Annotated in this window: 14 protein-coding genes; 8 read left to right on the top strand and 6 right to left on the bottom strand. The window is 72.8% G+C overall.

Going from position 1 to position 19,932, the window contains the following annotated elements; all coding sequences use genetic code 11:
* Positions 1-104: 104 nt before the first annotated feature.
* From E1258_RS08040 to E1258_RS08030, 3 genes are read left to right on the top strand one after another with little or no spacing between them, the layout of a single operon-like run.
* Positions 105-998, top strand: coding sequence for a carbohydrate ABC transporter permease (locus tag E1258_RS08040; RefSeq protein ID WP_132398276.1), 894 nt, complete (start codon positions 105-107; stop codon positions 996-998).
* Position 999: 1 nt separating this feature from the next.
* Positions 1,000-1,833 carry a carbohydrate ABC transporter permease gene (locus tag E1258_RS08035; RefSeq protein ID WP_132398274.1) on the top strand — a complete coding sequence of 278 codons (834 nt, stop codon included), beginning with the start codon at positions 1,000-1,002 and terminating at the stop codon, positions 1,831-1,833.
* Between the two features lie 12 nt (positions 1,834-1,845).
* Complete coding sequence (locus E1258_RS08030; RefSeq protein WP_132398272.1) at positions 1,846-3,054, top strand: ABC transporter ATP-binding protein; 1,209 nt, start codon at positions 1,846-1,848, stop codon at positions 3,052-3,054.
* 150 nt (positions 3,055-3,204) lie between these two features.
* Here E1258_RS08030 and E1258_RS08025 read toward each other — a convergent pair whose 3' ends face one another.
* The 3 genes from E1258_RS08025 to E1258_RS08015 form a co-directional block, all read right to left on the bottom strand.
* Positions 3,205-4,386: a winged helix DNA-binding domain-containing protein gene (locus E1258_RS08025; RefSeq protein ID WP_132398270.1), complete on the bottom strand. Its 1,182-nt coding sequence runs from the start codon at positions 4,384-4,386 to the stop codon at positions 3,205-3,207.
* Positions 4,387-4,533: 147 nt separating this feature from the next.
* On the bottom strand, positions 4,534-5,283 hold the full coding sequence (locus E1258_RS08020) for a YsnF/AvaK domain-containing protein (RefSeq protein WP_132398268.1): 750 nt from the start codon (positions 5,281-5,283) through the stop codon (positions 4,534-4,536).
* Between the two features lie 525 nt (positions 5,284-5,808).
* Positions 5,809-6,399 (bottom strand): HAD family phosphatase, encoded by a 591-nt coding sequence (locus E1258_RS08015; protein WP_132398266.1) that lies wholly within the window; start codon positions 6,397-6,399, stop codon positions 5,809-5,811.
* Between the two features lie 128 nt (positions 6,400-6,527).
* On the opposite strand from E1258_RS08015, the gene wrbA reads away from it, so the two are divergent.
* Positions 6,528-7,148, top strand: coding sequence for an NAD(P)H:quinone oxidoreductase (wrbA, locus tag E1258_RS08010; RefSeq protein ID WP_132398264.1), 621 nt, complete (start codon positions 6,528-6,530; stop codon positions 7,146-7,148).
* 71 nt (positions 7,149-7,219) lie between these two features.
* On the opposite strand, the gene E1258_RS08005 is transcribed toward wrbA, so the two are convergent.
* On the bottom strand, positions 7,220-9,172 hold the full coding sequence (locus E1258_RS08005; protein WP_132398262.1) for a chorismate-binding protein: 1,953 nt from the start codon (positions 9,170-9,172) through the stop codon (positions 7,220-7,222).
* Between the two features lie 279 nt (positions 9,173-9,451).
* On the opposite strand from E1258_RS08005, the gene E1258_RS08000 reads away from it, so the two are divergent.
* The 3 genes from E1258_RS08000 to E1258_RS07990 all read left to right on the top strand — a co-directional run bounded on the left by E1258_RS08000 (position 9,452) and on the right by E1258_RS07990 (position 13,965).
* On the top strand, positions 9,452-10,864 hold the full coding sequence (locus tag E1258_RS08000) for an FGGY family carbohydrate kinase (RefSeq protein ID WP_132398260.1): 1,413 nt from the start codon (positions 9,452-9,454) through the stop codon (positions 10,862-10,864).
* 96 nt (positions 10,865-10,960) lie between these two features.
* Positions 10,961-13,540 carry a nitrate- and nitrite sensing domain-containing protein gene (locus E1258_RS07995; RefSeq protein ID WP_243715268.1) on the top strand — a complete coding sequence of 860 codons (2,580 nt, stop codon included), beginning with the start codon at positions 10,961-10,963 and terminating at the stop codon, positions 13,538-13,540.
* A 5-nt stretch (positions 13,541-13,545) separates the two neighbouring features.
* Positions 13,546-13,965: a roadblock/LC7 domain-containing protein gene (locus E1258_RS07990; RefSeq protein WP_007071910.1), complete on the top strand. Its 420-nt coding sequence runs from the start codon at positions 13,546-13,548 to the stop codon at positions 13,963-13,965.
* A 103-nt stretch (positions 13,966-14,068) separates the two neighbouring features.
* On the opposite strand, the gene E1258_RS07985 is transcribed toward E1258_RS07990, so the two are convergent.
* Complete coding sequence (locus E1258_RS07985) at positions 14,069-15,505, bottom strand: GH1 family beta-glucosidase (RefSeq protein ID WP_132398258.1); 1,437 nt, start codon at positions 15,503-15,505, stop codon at positions 14,069-14,071.
* Between the two features lie 922 nt (positions 15,506-16,427).
* On the opposite strand from E1258_RS07985, the gene E1258_RS07980 reads away from it, so the two are divergent.
* Positions 16,428-19,325: a glycoside hydrolase family 48 protein gene (locus E1258_RS07980; RefSeq protein WP_207919469.1), complete on the top strand. Its 2,898-nt coding sequence runs from the start codon at positions 16,428-16,430 to the stop codon at positions 19,323-19,325.
* 357 nt (positions 19,326-19,682) lie between these two features.
* On the opposite strand, the gene E1258_RS07975 is transcribed toward E1258_RS07980, so the two are convergent.
* On the bottom strand, positions 19,683-19,932 hold a 250-nt coding region (locus E1258_RS07975), incomplete at its 5' end, for a DUF3159 domain-containing protein (protein WP_132398256.1).

The following is a 19,932-nucleotide window of genomic DNA, read 5'->3' as shown; positions in this document are numbered from 1 at the left end:
TGAGCCGGTTCTGCGAGCCCCGCAGTCGCGAACGAAGGAGGCACCGTGAGCGTGAGGAGTGAGCCGGTTCTGCGAGCCCCGCAGTCGCGAACGAAGAAGGCACCGTGAGCGCGAAGCTGAGCGAGAACAAGCGGGCCGAACGCAAGCTCGGCTGGCTGCTCTGCGCTCCCGCCGCGCTGGTCATGGTGCTGGTCACGGCGTACCCGATCGGCTACTCGATCTGGCTGTCGTTGCAGCGCTACGACCTGCGCTTTCCCGACCAGCGCGAGTTCATCGGGCTGGAGAACTACGTGACGGTGCTGACCAACGAGTTCTGGTGGACCGCGTTCGGGGTCACCATGCTGATCACCGTCGTCACCGTCGCCGTCGAGCTGGCGCTCGGCATGGGGCTGGCGCTGATCATGCACCGGACGCTGGTCGGCCGGGGCATCGTCCGCACCGCCGCGCTCGTCCCGTACGGGATCGTCACGGTCGTCGCCGCCTTCTCCTGGCGGTACGCCTGGACACCGGGCACCGGCTACCTGGCGAACCTGTTCAGCGACGGCGCGCCGCTGACCGAGCGGGCCAGCTCCCTGGCGATCGTCATGCTCGCGGAGATCTGGAAGACCACTCCGTTCGTGGCGTTGCTGCTGATGGCCGGCCTCGCCCTGGTGCCGGAGGACCTGCTCAAGGCGGCGTCCACCGACGGGGCGACCGCGTGGCAGCGGTTCACCAGGGTCATGCTGCCGGTGATGAAGCCGGCGATCCTGGTCGCCCTGCTGTTCCGCACGCTCGACGCGTTCCGGGTGTTCGACAACATCTACGTGCTCACCGCCGGTGGCAACGAGACCTCGTCGGTGTCGATGCTCGCCTACAACAACCTGATCCGGGGCCTGAACCTCGGCATCGGGTCGACGATGTCCGTGCTGATCTTCCTCACCGTGGCGGCCATCGCGTTCGTCTTCGTGAAGCTGTTCGGCACCGCTGCCCCGGGCAGCGACGATGGGGAGAGGCGCTGACATGGCCGACACCACCACGCGGGCGAAGCTGCGCTGGGGTCTGCTGGACGTCATCGTCGTCGTCTTCGCGCTGGTCCCGGTGCTCTGGATCGCCTCGCTGTCGTTCAAGACCCCGGCCACCCTCACCGACGGCAGGTTCTGGCCCCGGGAGTGGACGCTGGACAACTACCGGTCGATTTTCGACACCGACCAGTTCGTCCGGGCCCTGGTCAACTCGGTCGGCATCGCGCTCGTCGCCACGCTCGTCGCGGTGGTGCTCGGCGCGATGGCCGCGTACGCGATCTCCCGGCTGGACTTTCCCGGCAAGAAGCTGCTCGTCGGCGTCGCCCTGCTGATCGCGATGTTCCCGCAGGTGTCGCTGGTGTCGCCGCTGTTCGAGATCGAGCGGCAGCTCGGGCTGTTCGACACCTGGCCGGGGCTGATCCTGCCGTACATCACCTTCGCGCTGCCGCTGGCGATCTACACGCTGTCGGCGTTCTTCAAGCAGATCCCGTGGGACCTGGAGAAGGCGGCGAAGATGGACGGCGCGACGCAGGGCCAGGCGTTCCGGCGGGTCATCGCCCCGCTGGCCGCGCCGGGGCTGTTCACCACGGCGATCCTGGTCTTCATCTTCTGCTGGAACGACTTCCTGTTCGCCATCACGCTCACCTCCACCGAGCGGGCCCGCACGGTGCCGGTGGCGCTGTCGTTCTTCACCGGCGAGTCGCAGTTCGAGGACCCCACCGGGGCCATCTGCGCCGCCGCCGTGGTGATCACCGTACCGATCATCGCATTCGTCCTCTTCTTCCAGCGCCGCATCGTCTCCGGCCTGACCTCCGGCGCAGTCAAGGGATAGGTGGTTGTAGGCATGGCTGACATCGTGTTGGACAAGGTGAGCAAGCGGTTCCCGGACGGGACGGTCGCGGTGCAGGACGTGGACCTGGAGATCGCCGACGGCGAGTTCGTCATCCTGGTCGGCCCGTCCGGCTGCGGGAAGTCCACCACCCTCAACATGATCGCCGGGCTGGAGGACATCAGCTCCGGTGAGCTGCGTATCGGCGGCCAGCGGGTCAACGACAAGGCCCCCCGGAACCGGGACATCGCGATGGTGTTCCAGTCGTACGCGCTCTATCCGAACATGACCGTCCGGGAGAACATGGCGTTCCCGCTGCGACTGGCCAAGCTCGACAGGGAGACCATCGACGCCAAGGTCGACGAGGCGGCGAAGGTCCTGGAGCTGACCCCGCTGCTGGACCGCAAGCCGGCCAACCTCTCCGGCGGCCAGCGGCAGCGGGTGGCGATGGGCCGGGCGATCGTCCGCCAGCCCAAGGCGTTCCTGATGGACGAGCCGCTGTCCAACCTGGACGCGAAGCTGCGGGTGCAGATGCGCACGGTCGTGTCCCGGTTGCAGAAGCAGCTCGGCACCACCACCGTCTACGTCACCCACGACCAGACCGAGGCGATGACCCTCGGCGACCGGGTGGTGATCATGCGGGGCGGCGCGATCCAGCAGGTCGGCCCGCCGCAGGAGCTCTACGACCACCCACGCAACCTCTTCGTGGCCGGCTTCATCGGCTCCCCGTCGATGAACTTCCTGCACGCCGCCGTCTCCGACGGGAAGCTGCGTACCGCCATCGGCGACGTGCCGATCGGCGAGCGGATCCGCCGCGAACTGGAGGCCGGCGACGCCCCACGCGAGCTGATCCTCGGCATCCGCCCCGAGCACTTCGAGGACGCCGAACTCGTCGACGACGACACCCGCCGCCGGGGCGCGGAGTTCACCGCGCCGGTCGACATCGTCGAGTCCATGGGCTCCGACAAGTACGTTTACTTCACGCTGGAGGGGGAGCGGGCCAGCGCCGCCGAGCTGGAGGAGCTGGCCGCCGACGCCGGGGCCGACTTCACCGGCGGCGGAGCCAGCCTGGTCACCCGGCTGTCGGCCGAGTCGACGGTACGCGAGGGCGAGGACCGCCGGGTCTGGTTCAACCTGGAGAAGATCCACCTGTTCGACCCGGGCACCGGCCGCAACCTGACCCTGCACGAGGGGCGGGCGTCCGGCGCGCTCGGGGGCTCCTGACCCGGGCGGCGGGCCCACGGCGGCATGGGCGTGGGCCCGGTGCGCCGAACGGCCTCCGACCCGGGTCGTCCCCGTGGCCGGAGCCCGGTGGCGGTCCTGCCGGGGGTCACCCGTGGTCGGCTTCCGCGTACCTAGAGCGGCTCTCCGCGACTAGGCCCCCGCGGACCACGCGACGGCCCCCGGCAACCCGACGAAGGCCGCGTACGCCGCCAACGCCGCGTCCACCCGCCCCCGGGTCGCGGCGTCGAGGTCGACCAGCGGGCGCACCGCCACCTTCACCTTGGTCTTGCCCAGCGTCCGCTTCCAGGTGCCGGCGACCCGGCCGCCGTGCACCACCGTCGACTGGAACACCCCGTTGCCGCCGGGGATGACCGCCTGCCTGTGCTCCGGGGCGAGCATCAGCGACCGGTCCTTGAAACCCAGCAGGTACTCGTCGAAGCCGGGCAGGGTGTGCACGTCGTCGACCGGGGCGCGGGGCGCGTCGAGCAGGGCCGGATCGGCCACCGCCTCGACCCCGTCGACCGTCACCGTGGCGAGCGCGTCACCGGCGGCGGCGATGCCCCGCTTGGCGTCGGCTGCCGTCAGGCCCGTCCAGCCGGCGAAGTCCTGCCGGGTGGTGGGACCGTGACTGCGGAAGTAGCGCAGCGCCAGGATGCCGAGGGCCTCGTCGCGGTCGGGGCGGTGCGGGTCGGGCACCCACTCGTCGAGCAGCGCGAAGGTCTGCTCGGTGCCGACGTGCGGGGCGATGCAGGTCACGCCCTTTTGCGCCACGTACCACAGCAGGTGGTAGCCGCGCTGCCCGGCGGTGTCGATGCCGGCCGCGTGGAGGGTGGCCTGGCACTGCGGACGGGTCATCCGCACACCGCCGGTCAACGCCTCGCCGAGCACGTCGGCGGCCCGGTCGGCCTCTTCCAGGCTGAGCCCGAGGAACGCCCGGCGCGGCCCGGCCGCGGCCAGGGCCCGCACGCCGGTGACCTCGAGCATCCAGCGGGCGTCGCGGGACGGGACGAGGTGCACGGTGCCCCGCATCGGCCAGGTGCGCAGCGCCTCCCGCCGCTCCAGCGCGTCCTGCACGTCGGCCTGCGTCCAGCCGGGCAGCCGCAGCCCGAGCGACCACAGGCCGCTCGCCGCGTCCTGCGCCTGCATCGCGCCGAACCACTCGACGACGCCGGCCACGTCCTTCGGGCGGGCCGTGGGGTGAGGACGCAGCAGCAGGCTGGCCATCCGCAGCGCGAGCGCCTCCGCGCCGGTCAGCGCCGCCCGGCCCGTCAGCGCCGCCCCGCCGGCCAGCGAAACCGCCCGTGCCCGTTTCCTCGCGCCGCTCGTCGCCACGTCGTCAGCCGCCTTCCCCACGCCTGGGTGCCCAGCATAGGACCGGGCACCGACACCACCGGGCACGCGCCCGGGCGGGCGGATCACCAGGGATCCACCCGCCCGGGGGTTGCGCCGCGCGTCGCCGCGGCACCGCCGAATGCCGCGTCAGCGGCGGCTACGGGCCGCCTCCGGGACGTCCGCGTCCACCCGCTCGCGGCGCAGCTGCTCGTCGACGGGCCGGTCCTCGACGACCTCGTCCCTGGTCATCCGGACCCGCTCGACCGGGACCTGCTCCTTGCTAACCACCGGGTGCTCGGCGCGCAGCAGCATCTCCTGCTGCTCGTCGCCGATCTCGGCCCGCGCCCGCCGGTCGCCCGGTGCGATCGGCTCGCGCTCGACGCGCACCTCGTCGTGCTCCACGGGAACGGTGGTGTGCACGTCCTCGGTGACGACGTGCTTGCGCAGCCTGGCGGCTCCGGCCGGCTCGCTCTCGGTGCCCACCAGCAGCCGCTCCTCGGAGCGGGTCATCTCCGGTCCCTCCGGGCGTCGGGTCGTGCGCTGCTGCGCCGGGCCCTGCTGCGGGGCCTGCGCGCCGGGCTGCTGGAGCTGGTAGTGCGCGTAGAGCTGGGCGAGCTGCTGGGCATCCAGCGGCTCGTCGGTGCCCGTCTCCACGCTGGGCGCACCGCGCACCGTCGCCTTGTCGTACGGCAGGCTCAGCTTGCCCTGCTGAATCCGGGCCGACTGGAGCGGGGCCATCGACTCGTGGTGGCCCATCACGCCGGTCTTCACGCTGATCCAGGTAGCCTCACCGGCCGGGTCGGCCCACACCTGGCCCACGCTGCCGATTTTCGCGCCCGAGCGGTCCTGGACATCCTGCCCATACAGCGAACGGATCTGCTGCTCGTTCAGTCGCACTGGCTCGTCCTTCCTCTCGTGGGTCACGGGGTGGCTACCCGAACGGCTCCGGAAGCATTCCGGGGCACGATCGTGAATAGCAGCAGGATCGGCGGTGCGGGCGGGCGGAGAGTTCCCGGCCCGGCCAGCGTGGGCCTAGTGCTCCGCCAGTCACCGGAATCCGGTGTGTCACCCCGCTGCGGGAGTGCGGCTCGCTGCCCGGTGTGGTCGAGGCCGACGACCGGACGGGGCCGGTGCGCACCGGGCCGACCGCCGACCCCGGCGGCGGAACTCGACCGGCTGCTGGATGCCCTGCTCGGCTGAACCGGTCGAAGGCGGGACCTCGTCGGGGGCGGTGGCTGTCCCCTGATCGCGCTACGCCGGCCTCGTCGCCGACGGAGCGCGATCCCCCGTTCAGGTCGACCGGCGCGGGGCGGCGGCACGAGCCGCCGGCGCCGGTCCGATCAGGATGGCGCTTGCCGACCCGGACGGGCCCGGTGAGCCGTGGAACTTGCGCAAATCTTGAGCGAGCCGCCCGGCGGTGGGTCAGCCGCGCCGGGGCTGCGGGACGCGCACCCAGGCCATGCCCGCGGCGGTGGCGGCCTGAATGCCCAGGTCGGCGTCCTCGAAGACGAGGCAGTCACCCGGCGGTACGCCGAGCAGCCGGGCGGCGAGCAGGAACGCCTCCGGGTCGGGCTTGGGCCGGGCGTAGTCGCCGGCGCAGACCAGCGCGTCGAACCGGTCGAGGATGCCGAGCGCGCCGAGGGACGCGGTGACGGATTCGCGGGTGCTGCCGGAGACCACGGCGAAGGGCACCCGCCCGTGGGCGTCGTCGATGTGCCGCAGGACCCCCGGCACGCCGACCGCCGTCGGAAGCAGCTCCTGGTAGAGCGCCTCCCGGCGGGCGGCGACGGCGTCCACCGGCATCGCCAGGCCGTGCCGGGCGTTGAGGTCGGCGACGATGTCGGCCACCGGCCGCCCGGCCCAGGCGTAGAAGAGGTCCTCGGGCAGGTCGCAGCCCCACTCGTCGAGGGCCCGCTGCCAGGCGGTGTGGTGCTGGGGCATCGAGTCGACGATGGTGCCGTCGCAGTCGAACAGGTACGCCCGGAACTCGCCGTCCGGCAGGGGCAGGATCACCGCACCAGGTTATAGCGCGCCCGAACTGCGGTTTCACCCGCGCCGGGCCCGGCAGGGCCGTCCATCGAAGTTTGACGCCGCAACCAACGGGTAGTCGCCGAAGCTGACCCGAGAACGAGGAGGACCTGATGGCAGGCCGGATCAAGGTCGCGGTGATCTACTACAGCGCGACCGGCATCACGTATCAGATGGCGCAGGCCGCGTGCGAGGCCGCCGGCGAGGCCGGCGCGGAGGTCCGGCTGCGCAAGGTGCGTGAGCTGGCACCGGACGAGGCGATCCGGTCCAATTCGGGATGGCAGGCGCACCGGCTCCAGACCCAGGACGTCATGGAGGCCGAGCCGGACGACCTGTCCTGGGCCGACGTGGTGATCTTCGGTTCCCCCACCCGGTACGGCATGGTCGCCGCGCAGCTCAAGCAGTTCATCGACACCACCGGCCCGCTCTGGGCGCAAGGCGCGCTGGCGAACAAGGTCTACTCCGCGTTCACCTCGGCGGCGACCGTGCACGGCGGGCAGGAGTCGACGCTGCTGTCGCTGTTCGCGGTCTTTCACCACTGGGGCGGCATCGTGGTCACCCCCGGCTACACCGACCCGAGCCAGTTCGTCGCCGGGAACCCGTACGGCGCCTCGCACACCAGCAACAACGGCGAGATCCCGCCGGACCACGTGGCGCTGGCCGCCACCGCGCTGACCGCGAAGCGGGCGGTGGAGATCGGCGCGGCGCTGAAGCGGGGCGTGGCGACCGGCTGACCCACCGGCGGGGCGGCCGGCGGTGCCGGCGGGGGCTCTCGACCCGTCCGCACCGCCGGTCGCCGGCATTCCTACCCCTGATCGACGGGTCCATGCGCCAGCCCCGTTGCCACGGCGCGCGCGGTGGCCGGGGAACGGCCCGGCGGCACCGACAACAGGTGGCCCAGCAGGTCGGCCAGGACCGCCAGGCCGTCGCGGCTGAGCACCGACTCGGGGTGGAACTGCACCCCGGCGAAGCCGGGCCCGCGCAGCGCGTGCACCGCGTGGTCGACCGGGTCGCGGGACAGCTCCACCGGCCCGTACGCGCTGGCCACCCGGTCGGCGGCGGCCACGGCCGTGAACGTGGAGTAGAACCCCACCCGACGGCTGGTGCCGAACACCGAGATGTCGCGCTGCACCCCCTGGTACGGCGCGTCGCGGCGGTGCAGTCGCAGCCCCAGCAGCCCGGCCAGGAGTTGGTGGCCCAGGCACACCGCGAGGGTCGGCGCGCCGGCCGCGAGCCGCCGGGCGAGCAGCCCGCGCAGGGCGGCCATCTTCGGCTGGTCCACCGCCCTCGGGTCGCCCGGGCCGGGGCCGGCGATCACCAGGTCGTACGCGTCGTCGCCGGGTCGGGAGTGCCACGGGGCCACCTCGACGGCCAGCCCGAGAGCGCGTAGCTGGTGGGCGAGCATGCCGGTGAAGGTGTCCTCCCCGTCGACGATCAGCGTCCGGCGGCCGGCCAGCCCGGGCAGCGCCACCGCGCCCGGGGGGCGCTGGTCCAGCCAGAACCGGGCCAGCGGGGCGTTGCGGGTGGCCAGCGCGGCGCGTACCTGCGGGTCGTCGGCCAGCCTCGGCACCGGTCCCGGCCCGGTGTCGGGGGCGTCCGGGCGCAACCCGAGGGCGGCCAGCACTCCGGCGGCCTTGGCGTGGGTCTCGGCCACCTCCCCCTCCGGCGTGGAATGGCGCACCAGGGTCGCCCCGACCGGCACCCGCAGCTGTCCGGCGGGGGAGATCTCCGCCGTACGGATCAGGATCGGCGCGTCCAGCGTCTGCCGGCCGGCCTCGTCGCGGCCCAGCAGGGCCAGCACCCCGGCGTAGTAGCGCCGCCCCGCGCGCTCGTGTCGGGCGATGACCCGGCAGGCGTTCTCCATCGGGCTGCCGGTGACCGTCGGCGCGAACATCGTCTCCCGCAGCACCTCCCGCACGTCCAGGCCGCTCTGCCCGACGAGCAGGTACTCGGTGTGCGCCAGGTGGGACATCTCCTTGAGGTACGGGCCGACGACCTGCCCGCCGCGCTCGGCGACGGTGGCCATCATCTTCAGCTCCTCGTCGAGCACCATGTACAGCTCGTCGACCTCCTTCGGGTCGGTGAGGAAGCGCAGCAGCGACGCGCTGTCGGCAGCCCCGCCGTGCCGGAAGGTGCCGCTGATCGGGTTCATCATGACCAGGCCGTCGTCGACGCTGACGTGCCGCTCGGGGCTGGCCCCGACCAGGATCCTGGTGCCGGTGTACACCACGAACGTCCAGTACGCGCCGCGCTCGCGCAGCAGCAGCCGGCGCAGCGCGGCCAGGGCGGCGGCCAGCGGGGCGCCCTGCACGGCGGCCCGCATGGTGCGGTGGATGACGAAGTTCGCGCCCTCGCCCCGGCCGATCTCCTCGGCGAGCACCCGGGCGACGGTGTCGGCGTACTCGGCGTCGGCGATGTCGAAGCCGGCGTCGGTGGTCACCACCGGGGCGTCGGGCAGGGCGGCCAGGACGTCGGCCAGCGGCAACCGGACGTGCGCGGCGATCTGGAGGCACTCCAGCGGAGCGCCGTCGTCGACGCACGCGAACCCCCGCTCGGTGACCTGCCGGTAGGGCACCAGCGCGAGCGTGCGCGGCCCGGCCGGCCCGTCGGGCAGCGGGACGTCGGCGAGCCGGTCGACGACGCGTACGGTGCCGGTGAAGAGCTCCAGGTGGTCGGTGCCCTCGCGGCGGACGAGCGCGAAGGGGCCGGGGTCGACGCCATCGGCGACGGCGGCGAGCAGGTCGTGCGGGCGGGCCATCGGGTCTCCTGGTGGGGCCGGGCGGCGCCGTCGGGGGCGGCCCTGGCCGGGGAGAACCGGCGACCGCCTCGTGGGGCGGCCGCGTGGGAAGCTACGCGCGGGGGTGGGCCGCCGGGTCGGCGGGCCACCAGCAGGTCGGGTGCGCGGGCATGCCGTCACCCTACGCGCGCCGCCGTCGGCCGGGAACCCGATCCCGGGGTACGGGATCAGCCCGCCGGCCACCTGCGACGACGTCGACCGCCGGGCCGGCGCGGCACTCGCCGGGTACGGTGATCGACGATGGACATCCTCGCCCTCGACCTGGGAACCTCCTCGGTGCGCGGCCTCGTGCTGGGGCCGGACGCTGTGCCGCGTCCCGGTGCCCTCGCCCGCCGGAAGGTGCGCGTGACGGTCGCCGACGACGGCGCGGGGACGCTGGACGCCCCGACCTACCTGGCCTGCCTCGCCGAGTGCCTGGACGAACTGGCCGCCGGCGGTCACCTGCGCGACGTCGGGTTGGTCGCCACCAGCGCCCAGTGGCACTCGGTGCTGCCGACCGACCGCGCCGGTGAGCCGCTGGGGCCGGTGCTCACCTGGCTCGACACCCGTCCCGAGCCACCGGCGGGGGCGACCGGCCCGGCCGACGAGGCCGCGTTCCACCAGCGCACCGGCACCTGGTGGCACCGCTGCTACTGGTCGGTGCGGCTGCCCTGGCTGCGCGAGCGCGCCTCGACCCCGCCCGCCCGGTTCGTCGGCCTCGCCGAGTACGTGCTGGGCGGGCTGCTCGACGCGGCCCCGATGTCGGTCTCCCAGGCCTCCGGCACCGGCCTGCTCGACCTGCGCATCCTGACCTGGGACGCCGAGGCGTGCGAGCTGGCCGCCGCCGGCCCGGGGCAGCTTCCCGAGCTGGCGGGCGACGACTGGCGGGGGCGGCTGCGCCCCGAGTACGCCCGCCGCTGGCCGCAGCTCGCCAGCGTGGCCTGGGCGGCGCCGGTGGGCGACGGGGCCGCCTCGAACGTCGGCTCCGGCGCGGTGGACCCGGGCCGGGCCGCGGTGACGGTCGGCACCTCCTCCGCCGTCCGGCTGATCCAGGCCGCGCCGGCCGGGGCGGAGCTGCCACCGCTGCCGAACCGGCTGTGGCGGTACCGGGTCGACCACGACCACGTGGTCACCGGGGCCGCGTACTCCTCCGGTGGGAACCTGTTCGCCTGGGCGGACCGCGCGCTGCGGCTGCCCCGAGGTGCCGCGCTGGACGCCGCGCTGGCCCGGATCCCCCCGGGCGGGGGCGTCGCGGCGGACCCGCACTTCGGTGGCGACCGGCCGCCCGGTCGGGCGCCGGCCGGGTCCGGAGGGCTGCGCGGGCTGGGCTTCGGCACCGGTGCGGTCGACATCTTCGCCGGCCTGATGTCCGGGGTCTGCCGGCTGGTCGCGGCGGACCTCGCCGAGCTGGAGTCCACCGTGGGCGGGCCGGTCGAGGTCGTGCTGGGCGGCGGGGCGGTGGCGGCCTCCGCGTGGTGGCGGGAGTCGTTCGCGGTCGTGCTCGCTCCCCGCCGGGTGTGTCACCAGCCCGACCCGGAGGTCGGCGCGACGGGCGCAGCCCGGGTGGCGCTGCGCCGGCTGGACGCGCCGGTGCCGCTCGTGGACATCGGCCGGACGGATGAGGCGCCCTCACCGACCCCGTCAGGACCGCGCCACCCTCGGTATCCTTCCTGATCCCCAGCTCAGGTTGGCCCGTTGACAGGGCGGTCCTGCCTGGTTGGATGGACCCGCTGTCCGGTGCGGCGGATGCGAGGGACCTAGGAGGCACGTGTGGGCGCAGGTCCCGATCCGGCGCGAAGCGAGGTGTCGAACCACCGTCGGCGTCGGTTCGGCGTCCGCGTCGTGCCGCACCGCCGGCGCTCGCCGCTGCGGCTGCGGGACTGGCGGATGGGGACCAAGCTCGCCACCGTCCTGGTCATCCCCTCCGTGGCGTTCCTGGTGCTGGCCGGCGTGCAGACGCAGGGCCTGGTCGGGCGGACCACCGAGCTGAGCGACTTCGCGCGGCAGGTGGGCATCGGGCGGGAGATCACCGCCGTGGTGCACCAGCTCCAGCAGGAGCGCGACCGCACCGCCGGTGAACTGGCCGAGCTGCGCCGAGGCGGGGGTGGCGGGGCCGCGCGGGACGCCGCCACCGTCGCGCTGAAGCCGGTGCAGACCAGCACCGACGCCGCCGTGCAGGAGCTGCGGCGGGCGGCCCGCCCGCTGGCCGACGCCGACGCCGCCTGGCGGGTCGCGTACTCCGCGGCGCTGGAGGCATACGACCAGGTCGTCTACATCCGTGCGGCGGTGCCCCCGGCGGTGCTGGCCAGCGACACCATCCTCAGCAACTACCACCGGGCCGTCTCCGCCCTGCTGAACCTGCTCGCCCAGCCCTCGCCGGGGGAGGGCCGGCGGGCGCTCAACGACAGCGTGCTGCGCTACGTCCAGCTCGCCCGGGTCAAGGAACTCTCCTCCCGCGTCCGCGCGGAGCTGTACGCCGCCGCGCGCGCCGGCCGGTACGGGGTGGAGGACCAGGTCGAGCTGACCGACCTGCGGGCCCAGCAGCTCACCGCCCTCGGCGCGTTCCGGGTCGCGGCCACCACCGACCAGATCCGCCGCTACGACGCCATCTCCGTGGACCCGGCGTTCACCACCGCCACCCGTCTTGAGGAGCAGAGCCTGCCCAGCGACGGCGCGGAGGCCAGGGTGCTGCCTGCCCCGCAGTGGTGGGCGGCCAGCGAGCAGCGTCAGGAGCTGCTGCGGCAGTTGGAGGCCAGCGTCGTCGACGACGCGGTGGGCCAGGCCGACGAGGCCAGCGCCAACCAGCTCCGGACCACCCTGCTGGTGGCCGGCGGGATCGTCGCGGTGCTGCTGGTGGCCCTGCTGATCTCGGTGCTGGTCGGCCGGACCATCGCCCGTTCGATGCGGCTGCTGCGCGGCCAGGCGCTGCGGATCGCCCAGATCGAGCTGCCGGACGCCCTCGACCGGCTCCGCCAGGTCAACGGCGGGGTGCCCGACATCGAGGTGCCGGCGGCGGTGGTCCGCTCCCTCGACGAGGTCGGCGAGCTGGCCGAGGCGTTCGTCGCGGTGCACCGCAGCGCGGTCAGCGTCGCGGTGGAGCAGGCCACCATGCGCCGCCACGTCAACCTGATGTTCGTCAACCTCGCCCGGCGCAGTCAGGTCCTGGTGGAGCGGCAACTGGAGCTGCTCGACGGCCTGGAACGGGAGGAGAGCGACCCGGACCAGCTGGAGAACCTGTTCAAGCTCGACCACCTCGCCGCCCGGATGCGGCGCAACGACGAGAGCCTGCTGGTGCTCGCCGGCTGCGAGTCGACCCGGCGGTGGAACCGGCCGGTGGCGCTGGCCGCGGTGCTGCTGGCCGCCAGCGCCGAGATCGAGCAGTACCAACGGGTACGCCACGAGCAGGTGGCCGACCTGTATGTCGTCGGGCACGTCATCGGGGACCTGGTGCACCTGTTCGCCGAGCTGCTGGAGAACGCCACCGCGTTCTCCCGGCCGGACACCACGGTGCTGGTCACCGCCCGGCGCGAGGGGTACGACGCGGTGGTGGAGATCGTCGACCGCGGATTGGGCATGAGCCCGGCCGCGCTCGCCGAGGCCAACGAGGTGCTGGTGACCCCGCCGGCCGCCGACGTCGCCGCGTCCGAACGGATGGGCCTGTTCGTGGTCAGCCATCTGGCCGCCCGACACGCGGTCGCGGTGCGCCTGCTCTCCGGCCACGACGGGCTGGTGGCCCGGGTGCGGCTCCCGGCCCCCGTGCTCACCGCCGCGCCGCCGGTGCAGCTCGACTCGCCCGCGTCGCCGCGGATGCTGACCACCACGCTGACCAACCTGCCCCGGATCACCGCCCCCCTGGCCGAGGACCCGGTGCGGCAGCCGGTGACCGGGGGGCCACCGCGCGGTGGCACCGGGGCCCCGGAGCCGGTGGAACTGCCGGTGGCGGGGCGCCGGCCGCGCAGGGTCACCGTGCCGGGGCGGCCGGTGCCGGTGCGGGCGGAGGACGTGCTCACCTCGGTCGCCGGACCGGCCGCCCCCACCGGGGGCGGCTGGTGGTCGCGGCAGGGCCCGGCGGCCGGCGCGGCGGCCGGCGAGGTCGCGCCGCCCGCGGTGCCGGTGACGGGGGGTGTCAACGAGCGCGGCCTGCCGGTTCGGGTGCCGATGGCCCAGCTCGCCGCCCTGCCGCAGCCGGCGCGGTCACGGGAGCCGACCCCGCGAACCGACCCGGACCCGGAGGCCGTGGGCGGCATGCTGAGCCGCCTCTACAGCGGCGTACGGCGGGCCGAGGCCGAGGAGACCACCGAGTTTTTCCTGCCGCCAACCGGCGGGCGGACCGAAGGGGAACATCAATGATGACGTTGAGCCAGGAGGCGCGGGACGTGAGCTGGCTGGTCAGCGCGTTCGCGCAACGGGTGCCAGGGGTGGCCCACGCCATCGTGGTCTCCTCCGACGGGCTGTTGGTCGCCGTCTCCGACCACCTGCCGCGCGATCACGCCGACAAGCTGGCCGCGGTGACCTCGGGGCTGATGAGCATCACCGCCGGCGCGGCCCAGATGTTCGACGGCGACGTCGTCAAGCAGACCGTCGTGGAGATGGGCCGTGGCTACTTCCTGGTGATGCAGGTGCGCGACGGCTCGATTCTGGCCACCCTGGCCGCCGGGGACGCCGACATCGGCGTGGTCGGCTACGAGATGGCACGGCTGGCCAAGCAGGCCGGCGAGATGCTCACCCCGGCGCTGCGGGCCGAACTCCAGCAGGCGCTGCCCCCGCTGAGCTGAGCGCTCCGGGCCGGGCCCGCCGGACGTGGCGCGCCCGGCGGCCCGGGGCTCCCGCCGGGCTGATGCGGGTTCGCCGCACCCGCCCGGCGGGGAGAACCGTCGATCACAGGCCGTTGGCCCGGATCACCTCGCGGTACCAGTGCGCGCTGCGCTTGAGCACCCGGCGCTGGGTCGGGTAGTCCACGTACACCAGGCCCCAGCGCTGGTCGTACCCCTCGGCCCACTCGAAGTTGTCCAGCAGCGACCAGACGTGGTAACTCTCCAGCGGCACCCCGTCGGAGACGGCCCGGTGCGCGGCGGCCATGTGCTCGCGCAGGAAGTCGATCCGGCCCGTGTCGTCGACGGTGCCGTCGGCGGAGAGGGTGTCCGCCTGCGGCAGGCCGTTCTCGGTGACGGTCAGCGGGAGAGGGCCGTAGTCCCGGGTCACCCGGGTCAGGATGTCGTACATGCCGTTGGGGTAGATCTGCTGCCAGTCCGCCTGCGAGGTGGGCCAGCGGGTGACCGTGCCCCCGGTGGGGGTCACGTAGTACGGGGTGTAGTACTGCACGGCGAGCAGGTCGACCGGCGAGGAGATGATCTCCAGGTCGCCGTCGACGATGCCCCGCGCGATCCGGCTGTCGGCCCCGAGGTCCGCCAGCACGTCGGCCGGGTAGCTGCCCTTGAGGATCGAGTCGAGGTAGAGGCGGTTCTCGTACCCGTCGTAGAGCCGGCTGGCGCGGGCCGCCTCGGCGCTGTCGTCGGCGGGGTAGCAGGGGTGCAGGTTGAGGGCGGGGCCGATCCGGGCGGCGCTGCCGGTGGCCCGCAGCGCCCGTACGGCCAGGCCGTGGGCAAGCTGGAGGTGGTGGGCGACCAGGTAGGCCGCCTGTGGGTCCTGGAAGCCGGGCGCGTGGTGGCCGTAGAGGTAGCCGTTCTGCACCACGGTCTTCGGCTCGTTGATGGTCAGCCAGGCCGGGATCCGGTCGCCGAGGCCGTGGAAGACCGCCTCGGCGTACTCGGCGAAGCGGTAGGCGGTGTCGCGGTTCTCCCAGCCGCCGGCGTCCTGCAACGTCTGGGGCAGATCCCAATGGAACAGGGTGGCCATCGGCGAGATGCCGCGCTCGTGCAACCCGTCGACGAGCCGACGGTAGAAGTCGAGCCCCCGCTGGTTGGGCGTGCCGGTGCCGTCGGGCTGGATGCGCGGCCAGGAGATGGAGAACCGGTAGCTCCGCAGCCCCAGGTCGCGCATCAGGTCGAGGTCATCGGCGTAGCGGTGGTAGTGGTCCGCGGCGACGTCGCCGGTGTCGCCGTTGCGGGTCCTGCCGGGGGTACGGCTGAAGGTGTCCCAGACCGACTCGCCTCGGCCGTCCTCCTTGGCGGCACCCTCGATCTGGTACGCCGAGGTGGCCGCGCCCCAGCCGAATCCGGTCGGGAAGCGTAGGTTGCCCCCGGACCCGCCGGTCGGGTCTGTGTCGGGGTCGGTGCCGGCGTCGCATCCGGTGGCCCCGGCGGTGGCGGAAAGTGCGGCGCGGCTGAGCAGCCGCCGCCGGGTGAGCATCGACATGGGGCCTTCTCCTTGTGATGGGTGCCCACCGCCGCGCGGCCGGGAGCGCTCCCAGCATAAGGCAGGCGGGGGCGGCCGAAGCCGCCTGTGGCGGATCGGCTCTGCTATGCGGGCTGGTCCGGCGCGCGGCCGGTTGCGCGGATGCGCAGGTGGGAGGCGATGCCGGGGCGTCACTCGGGATAGGAGACGCCCGCTGGTTGACGCCGATAACGAGCGAGGCCGGCCGGGTGGCGTGACACGCCTGACCCGTCGGCCTCTTTTCCCATGGTGTCGAGGGGTTTAGTGTGGGGACGGGGGAGGGCAACCCCCGTCCCCACTTTGTTTGCACACACGCACGAGTGGAATTGGCGTCCTGCCGTGCGTGTCGCGCGGGAGCCGGGCCACGCGAGTGGCTCTGGTTCCACCTCCCTCCATTGCCGGTGGGTGATGGCTGGCGGCGGCGTCCGGGCTGGCCCGCCGTCAGCCTTCGGGCAATGCGCCGGAGCGTCGCGGGCACGACGACCCCGGCCAACACCTTCTGTGACCTCCGTCGATGGAAGCGCTCCCATCGGCGATGCTGCGACTGTAACGCCCGTCACCGCTTTGTGAAAGCCCCAAAACGAGATCGAAACAAGTGGCTGCTCCTCCGCGGAACTCTGCTTGTCGTGGGAGCGCTTCCATGTAACACTGTCGAACACCGCGACGAGGAGCCAGCTCGCGTGAACACGGGTCGCCGAGGGCATCCGGTCTTCCGGACGGCACCCAGGAGGGCAGCGGACGCTGTCGACCAGCGTCGACGCTCCGTCCCCGAAACCCCGGCCGGGCCGGATCGACCACCATTCCCGAGCGCCTCCGTCCCCCCGTGCCACCCGCACGTGGAGGCGCCCCGCCGGGGCCCCACGGCCCCGGCCTGGTCCGAGGAGACACCGCGTACATGAGACTCATGGCAAGACGTCGCCGGACGGCGATGCTCGCCGCCGCCACGTTGGTCGTCGGCGGGATCGCCCTGCCGGCCGGTGCCGCGCAGGCCGCCCCGGCGTGCGACGTGGTCTACGCCACCAACGACTGGGGCAGCGGCTTCACCGCCAACGTCACCATCAAGAACCTGGGCGACGCCATCAACGGCTGGACGCTCAAGTGGACCTTCCCCAACAGCAGCCAGCGGGTGGTCCAGGGCTGGTCGGCGAAATACAGCCAGACCGGCAGCGAGGTGACCGCGACCAACGAGTCGTACAACGGCAGCCTCGGCACTGGGGCGTCGACCACCATCGGGTTCAACGGTAGCTACTCCGGCAGCAACCCGAAGCCCACGGCGTTCACCCTCAACGGCACCCCCTGCAACGGCACCCCCGCCAACAAGCCGCCGACGGTGTCCCTCGGCGTGCCGGCCGGGCCGTTCGAGGCGCCGGCTGACGTGCCGCTGACGGCCACGGCCAGCGACCCGGACGGGACGATCAGCAGGGTCGAGTTCTACCGCAACGGCCTGCTGGTCAACACCGACACCACCTCCCCGTACGGCTACACCCTGGAGGACCTGCCGGCCGGCAGCTACACCGTCCAGGCCAAGGCGTACGACAACGCCAACGGCGTCGCCATCGACGAGAAGGCGTTCACCGTCAGCGCGGCCTCCGGCCCCCGCCTGGTGGCCACCCCGTCCTCGGTGAGCGTGAGCGAGGGCGGCACCGCCACGTTCAACCTCAAGCTCAGCGCGGCCCCGTCGGCCAGCGTCCCGGTGACCCTGACCCGCACCGGTGACCCCGACATCACCGTCACGCCAACCTCGGCCACCCTCACGACGGCCAACTGGAACACCGGCGTCACCGTCACCGTCGCGGCGGCGGAGGACTCCGACACCGTCGGCGGCACCGCCACCATCACCGCCTCCGGCACCGGCCTGGCCCCCCTGGCGGTCACCGCCACCGAGGTCGACAACGACGTTCCGGGCGGGGACAACGACTACATCAAGAAGTTCCTCGACCAGTACGGCAAGATCAAGAACTCGGGCTACTTCAGCCCCGAGGGCGTGCCGTACCACTCGATCGAGACGCTGATCGTCGAGGCGCCCGACCACGGCCACGAGACCACCTCCGAGGCGTTCAGCTACTGGCTGTGGCTGGAGGCATACTACGGCCGGGCCACCCAGAACTGGGCGCCGTTCAACAACGCGTGGACGGTGATGGAGAAGTACATCATCCCCACGCACGCCGACCAGCCCACTGCGGGCTCCGCCGGCACCCCGCAGTACGCCGCGGAGTACAACCTGCCCAGCCAGTACCCCTCGGCGCTGAACCCGAACATCGCGGTCGGCCAGGACCCGCTGCGCTCGGAGCTGCAGTCCACCTACGGCACCGGCGACATCTACGGCATGCACTGGCTGATGGACGTCGACAACACCTACGGCTTCGGCCGCTGCGGTGACGGCACCACCCGGCCGGCGTACATCAACACCTTCCAGCGCGGCACCCAGGAGTCGGTCTGGGAGACCATTCCGCAGCCGTCCTGCGACACCTTCAAGCACGGCGGGCAGTACGGCTACCTCGACCTGTTCGTCAAGGACACCGGCACCCCCGCCAAGCAGTGGAAGTACACCAACGCCCCCGACGCCGACGCCCGCGCCGTGCAGGCCGCGTACTGGGCGCTGACCTGGGCCAAGGCGCAGAACAAGCAGGCCGACGTCGCCGCCACCGTGGCCAAGGCCGCGAAGATGGGCGACTACCTGCGGTACGCGATGTTCGACAAGTACTTCAAGAGGATCGGCAACTGCGTCGGGGCCAGCACCTGCCCCGCCGGCAGCGGCCGGGACTCGGCCCACTACCTGATGTCCTGGTACTACGCCTGGGGCGGCGCGTACGAGACCAGCCAGAACTGGTCGTGGCGGATCGGCTCCAGCCACAGCCACTTCGGCTACCAGAACCCGTTCGCGGCCTGGGCGATGACCAACATCAACGAGCTGAAGCCGAAGTCCCCGACCGCGGTCTCGGACTGGCAGAAGAGCCTCGACCGGCAGCTCGAGTTCTACACCTGGCTCCAGTCCGCCGAGGGCGGCATCGCCGGCGGCGCCACCAACAGCTGGGACGGCAACTACGGCACCCCGCCGTCCGGCACCGCCACCTTCTACGGCATGTTCTACGACGTCGACCCGGTCTACAACGACCCGCCGTCGAACCAGTGGTTCGGCATGCAGGTCTGGTCGATGCAGCGCATCGCCGAGCTGTACCTGGAGACCGGCAACACCAAGGCCAAGGCGCTGCTCGACAAGTGGGTGCCGTGGGCGATCGCGAACACCACGCTGGGCACCAACTGGTCGGTCCCGGCCGACCTGAAGTGGACGGGCCAGCCCGCCAACTGGAACCCGACCAGCCCGCAGCCCAACACCAACCTGCACGTCGAGGTCATCGCCAAGGGCCAGGACGTCGGCGTGACCGCCGCCCTTGCCCGGACCCTGATCGCGTACGCGGCGAAGTCCGGCAACACGGCGGCCAAGACCACCGGCAAGGGCCTGCTCGACGCCCTGTCCGCGTCCGCCGACGCCAAGGGCGTCTCGACGACGGAGAAGCGCGGCGACTACAAGCGCTTCGACGACGTCTACAACGCCGCCGACGGCCAGGGCCTCTACGTGCCCCCGGGCTGGACCGGGAAGATGCCCAACGGTGACGCCATCGCCGCCGGCAAGAGCTTCCTGGACATCCGCTCGTTCTACAAGAACGACCCGGACTGGCCGAAGGTGCAGGCGTACCTCAACGGCGGCCCCGAGCCGACGTTCAACTACCACCGGTTCTGGGCCCAGTCCGACGTCGCCATGGCGTACGCCGACTACGGGATGCTCTTCCCGAACGGGTGACCCAGATTCTCCGGGTGGGCGGCGCGGCCCGCCCGCCCGGAGTCCGACCGGGCCCGGGGGAACTGATGAGCCCGGTCGGCAGACGGCCTGACTCCCACGGTCAGGCCGGGACGGGCCGGCCGTCCGGTCAACGCAGCGGACCGGCCGGCCCGTCCCACCGCCCGAAGCTGAACTTGCCGCGAAAAAGCCCCGGAAAAAGTGCCCGTCCAGGGATCACGTGACGGTCGCGGACGGAGTAACGTACGTCACCGGAGAGGCCGCTCCCCCCGTGGCGGCCTCTCCCTTTTCGTCTCCCGGCCTGGTCCTTCCTCCCGGCCGTTGTTCCTCCCGGCCGTTCTTCCTCACGATCGTTCTTCCTCACGATCGTTGCGGCTCACGGCCGCCGGCCTTCGCGCGCGGGCCGGGCACGGTCACCGGGTGCCGCAGCCCCGGATGCCCGGCCGGCAGCGACCGGCGGATCACCAGCCAGCTCACCGCCAGTGCGGTCGCCACCAGTGGCCAGGTCAGCGCAACCCGCGCCACCACCAAGGCCACCACCTGCCCGCCGAGGTAGAGCGGCACGAAGACCGCCACCCGCAGCGCGTACGTCGCCGCCCACACCCAACTG

This window comes from Micromonospora sp. KC207, from assembly GCF_004348615.1.
In the GTDB taxonomy this organism is placed as follows: Bacteria; Actinomycetota; Actinomycetes; order Mycobacteriales; family Micromonosporaceae; genus Micromonospora.
The sequence above is the reverse complement of the archived record's forward strand: the minus strand, read 5'-3'. Positions and strand labels throughout refer to the sequence as shown.

What these genes read in the sequence shown, in the direction of transcription:
- E1258_RS08005 (WP_132398262.1), bottom strand. Translation starts at nt 9,172, where the DNA reads ATGGCCCGCCCGCACGACCTGCTCGCCGCCGTCGCCGATGGCGTCGAC.
- E1258_RS07980 (WP_207919469.1), top strand. Translation starts at nt 16,428, where the DNA reads ATGGCAAGACGTCGCCGGACGGCGATGCTCGCCGCCGCCACGTTGGTC.
- E1258_RS07985 (WP_132398258.1), bottom strand. Translation starts at nt 15,505, where the DNA reads ATGTCGATGCTCACCCGGCGGCGGCTGCTCAGCCGCGCCGCACTTTCC.
- wrbA (WP_132398264.1), top strand. Translation starts at nt 6,528, where the DNA reads ATGGCAGGCCGGATCAAGGTCGCGGTGATCTACTACAGCGCGACCGGC.
- E1258_RS08035 (WP_132398274.1), top strand. Translation starts at nt 1,000, where the DNA reads ATGGCCGACACCACCACGCGGGCGAAGCTGCGCTGGGGTCTGCTGGAC.
- E1258_RS08030 (WP_132398272.1), top strand. Translation starts at nt 1,846, where the DNA reads ATGGCTGACATCGTGTTGGACAAGGTGAGCAAGCGGTTCCCGGACGGG.
- E1258_RS08000 (WP_132398260.1), top strand. Translation starts at nt 9,452, where the DNA reads ATGGACATCCTCGCCCTCGACCTGGGAACCTCCTCGGTGCGCGGCCTC.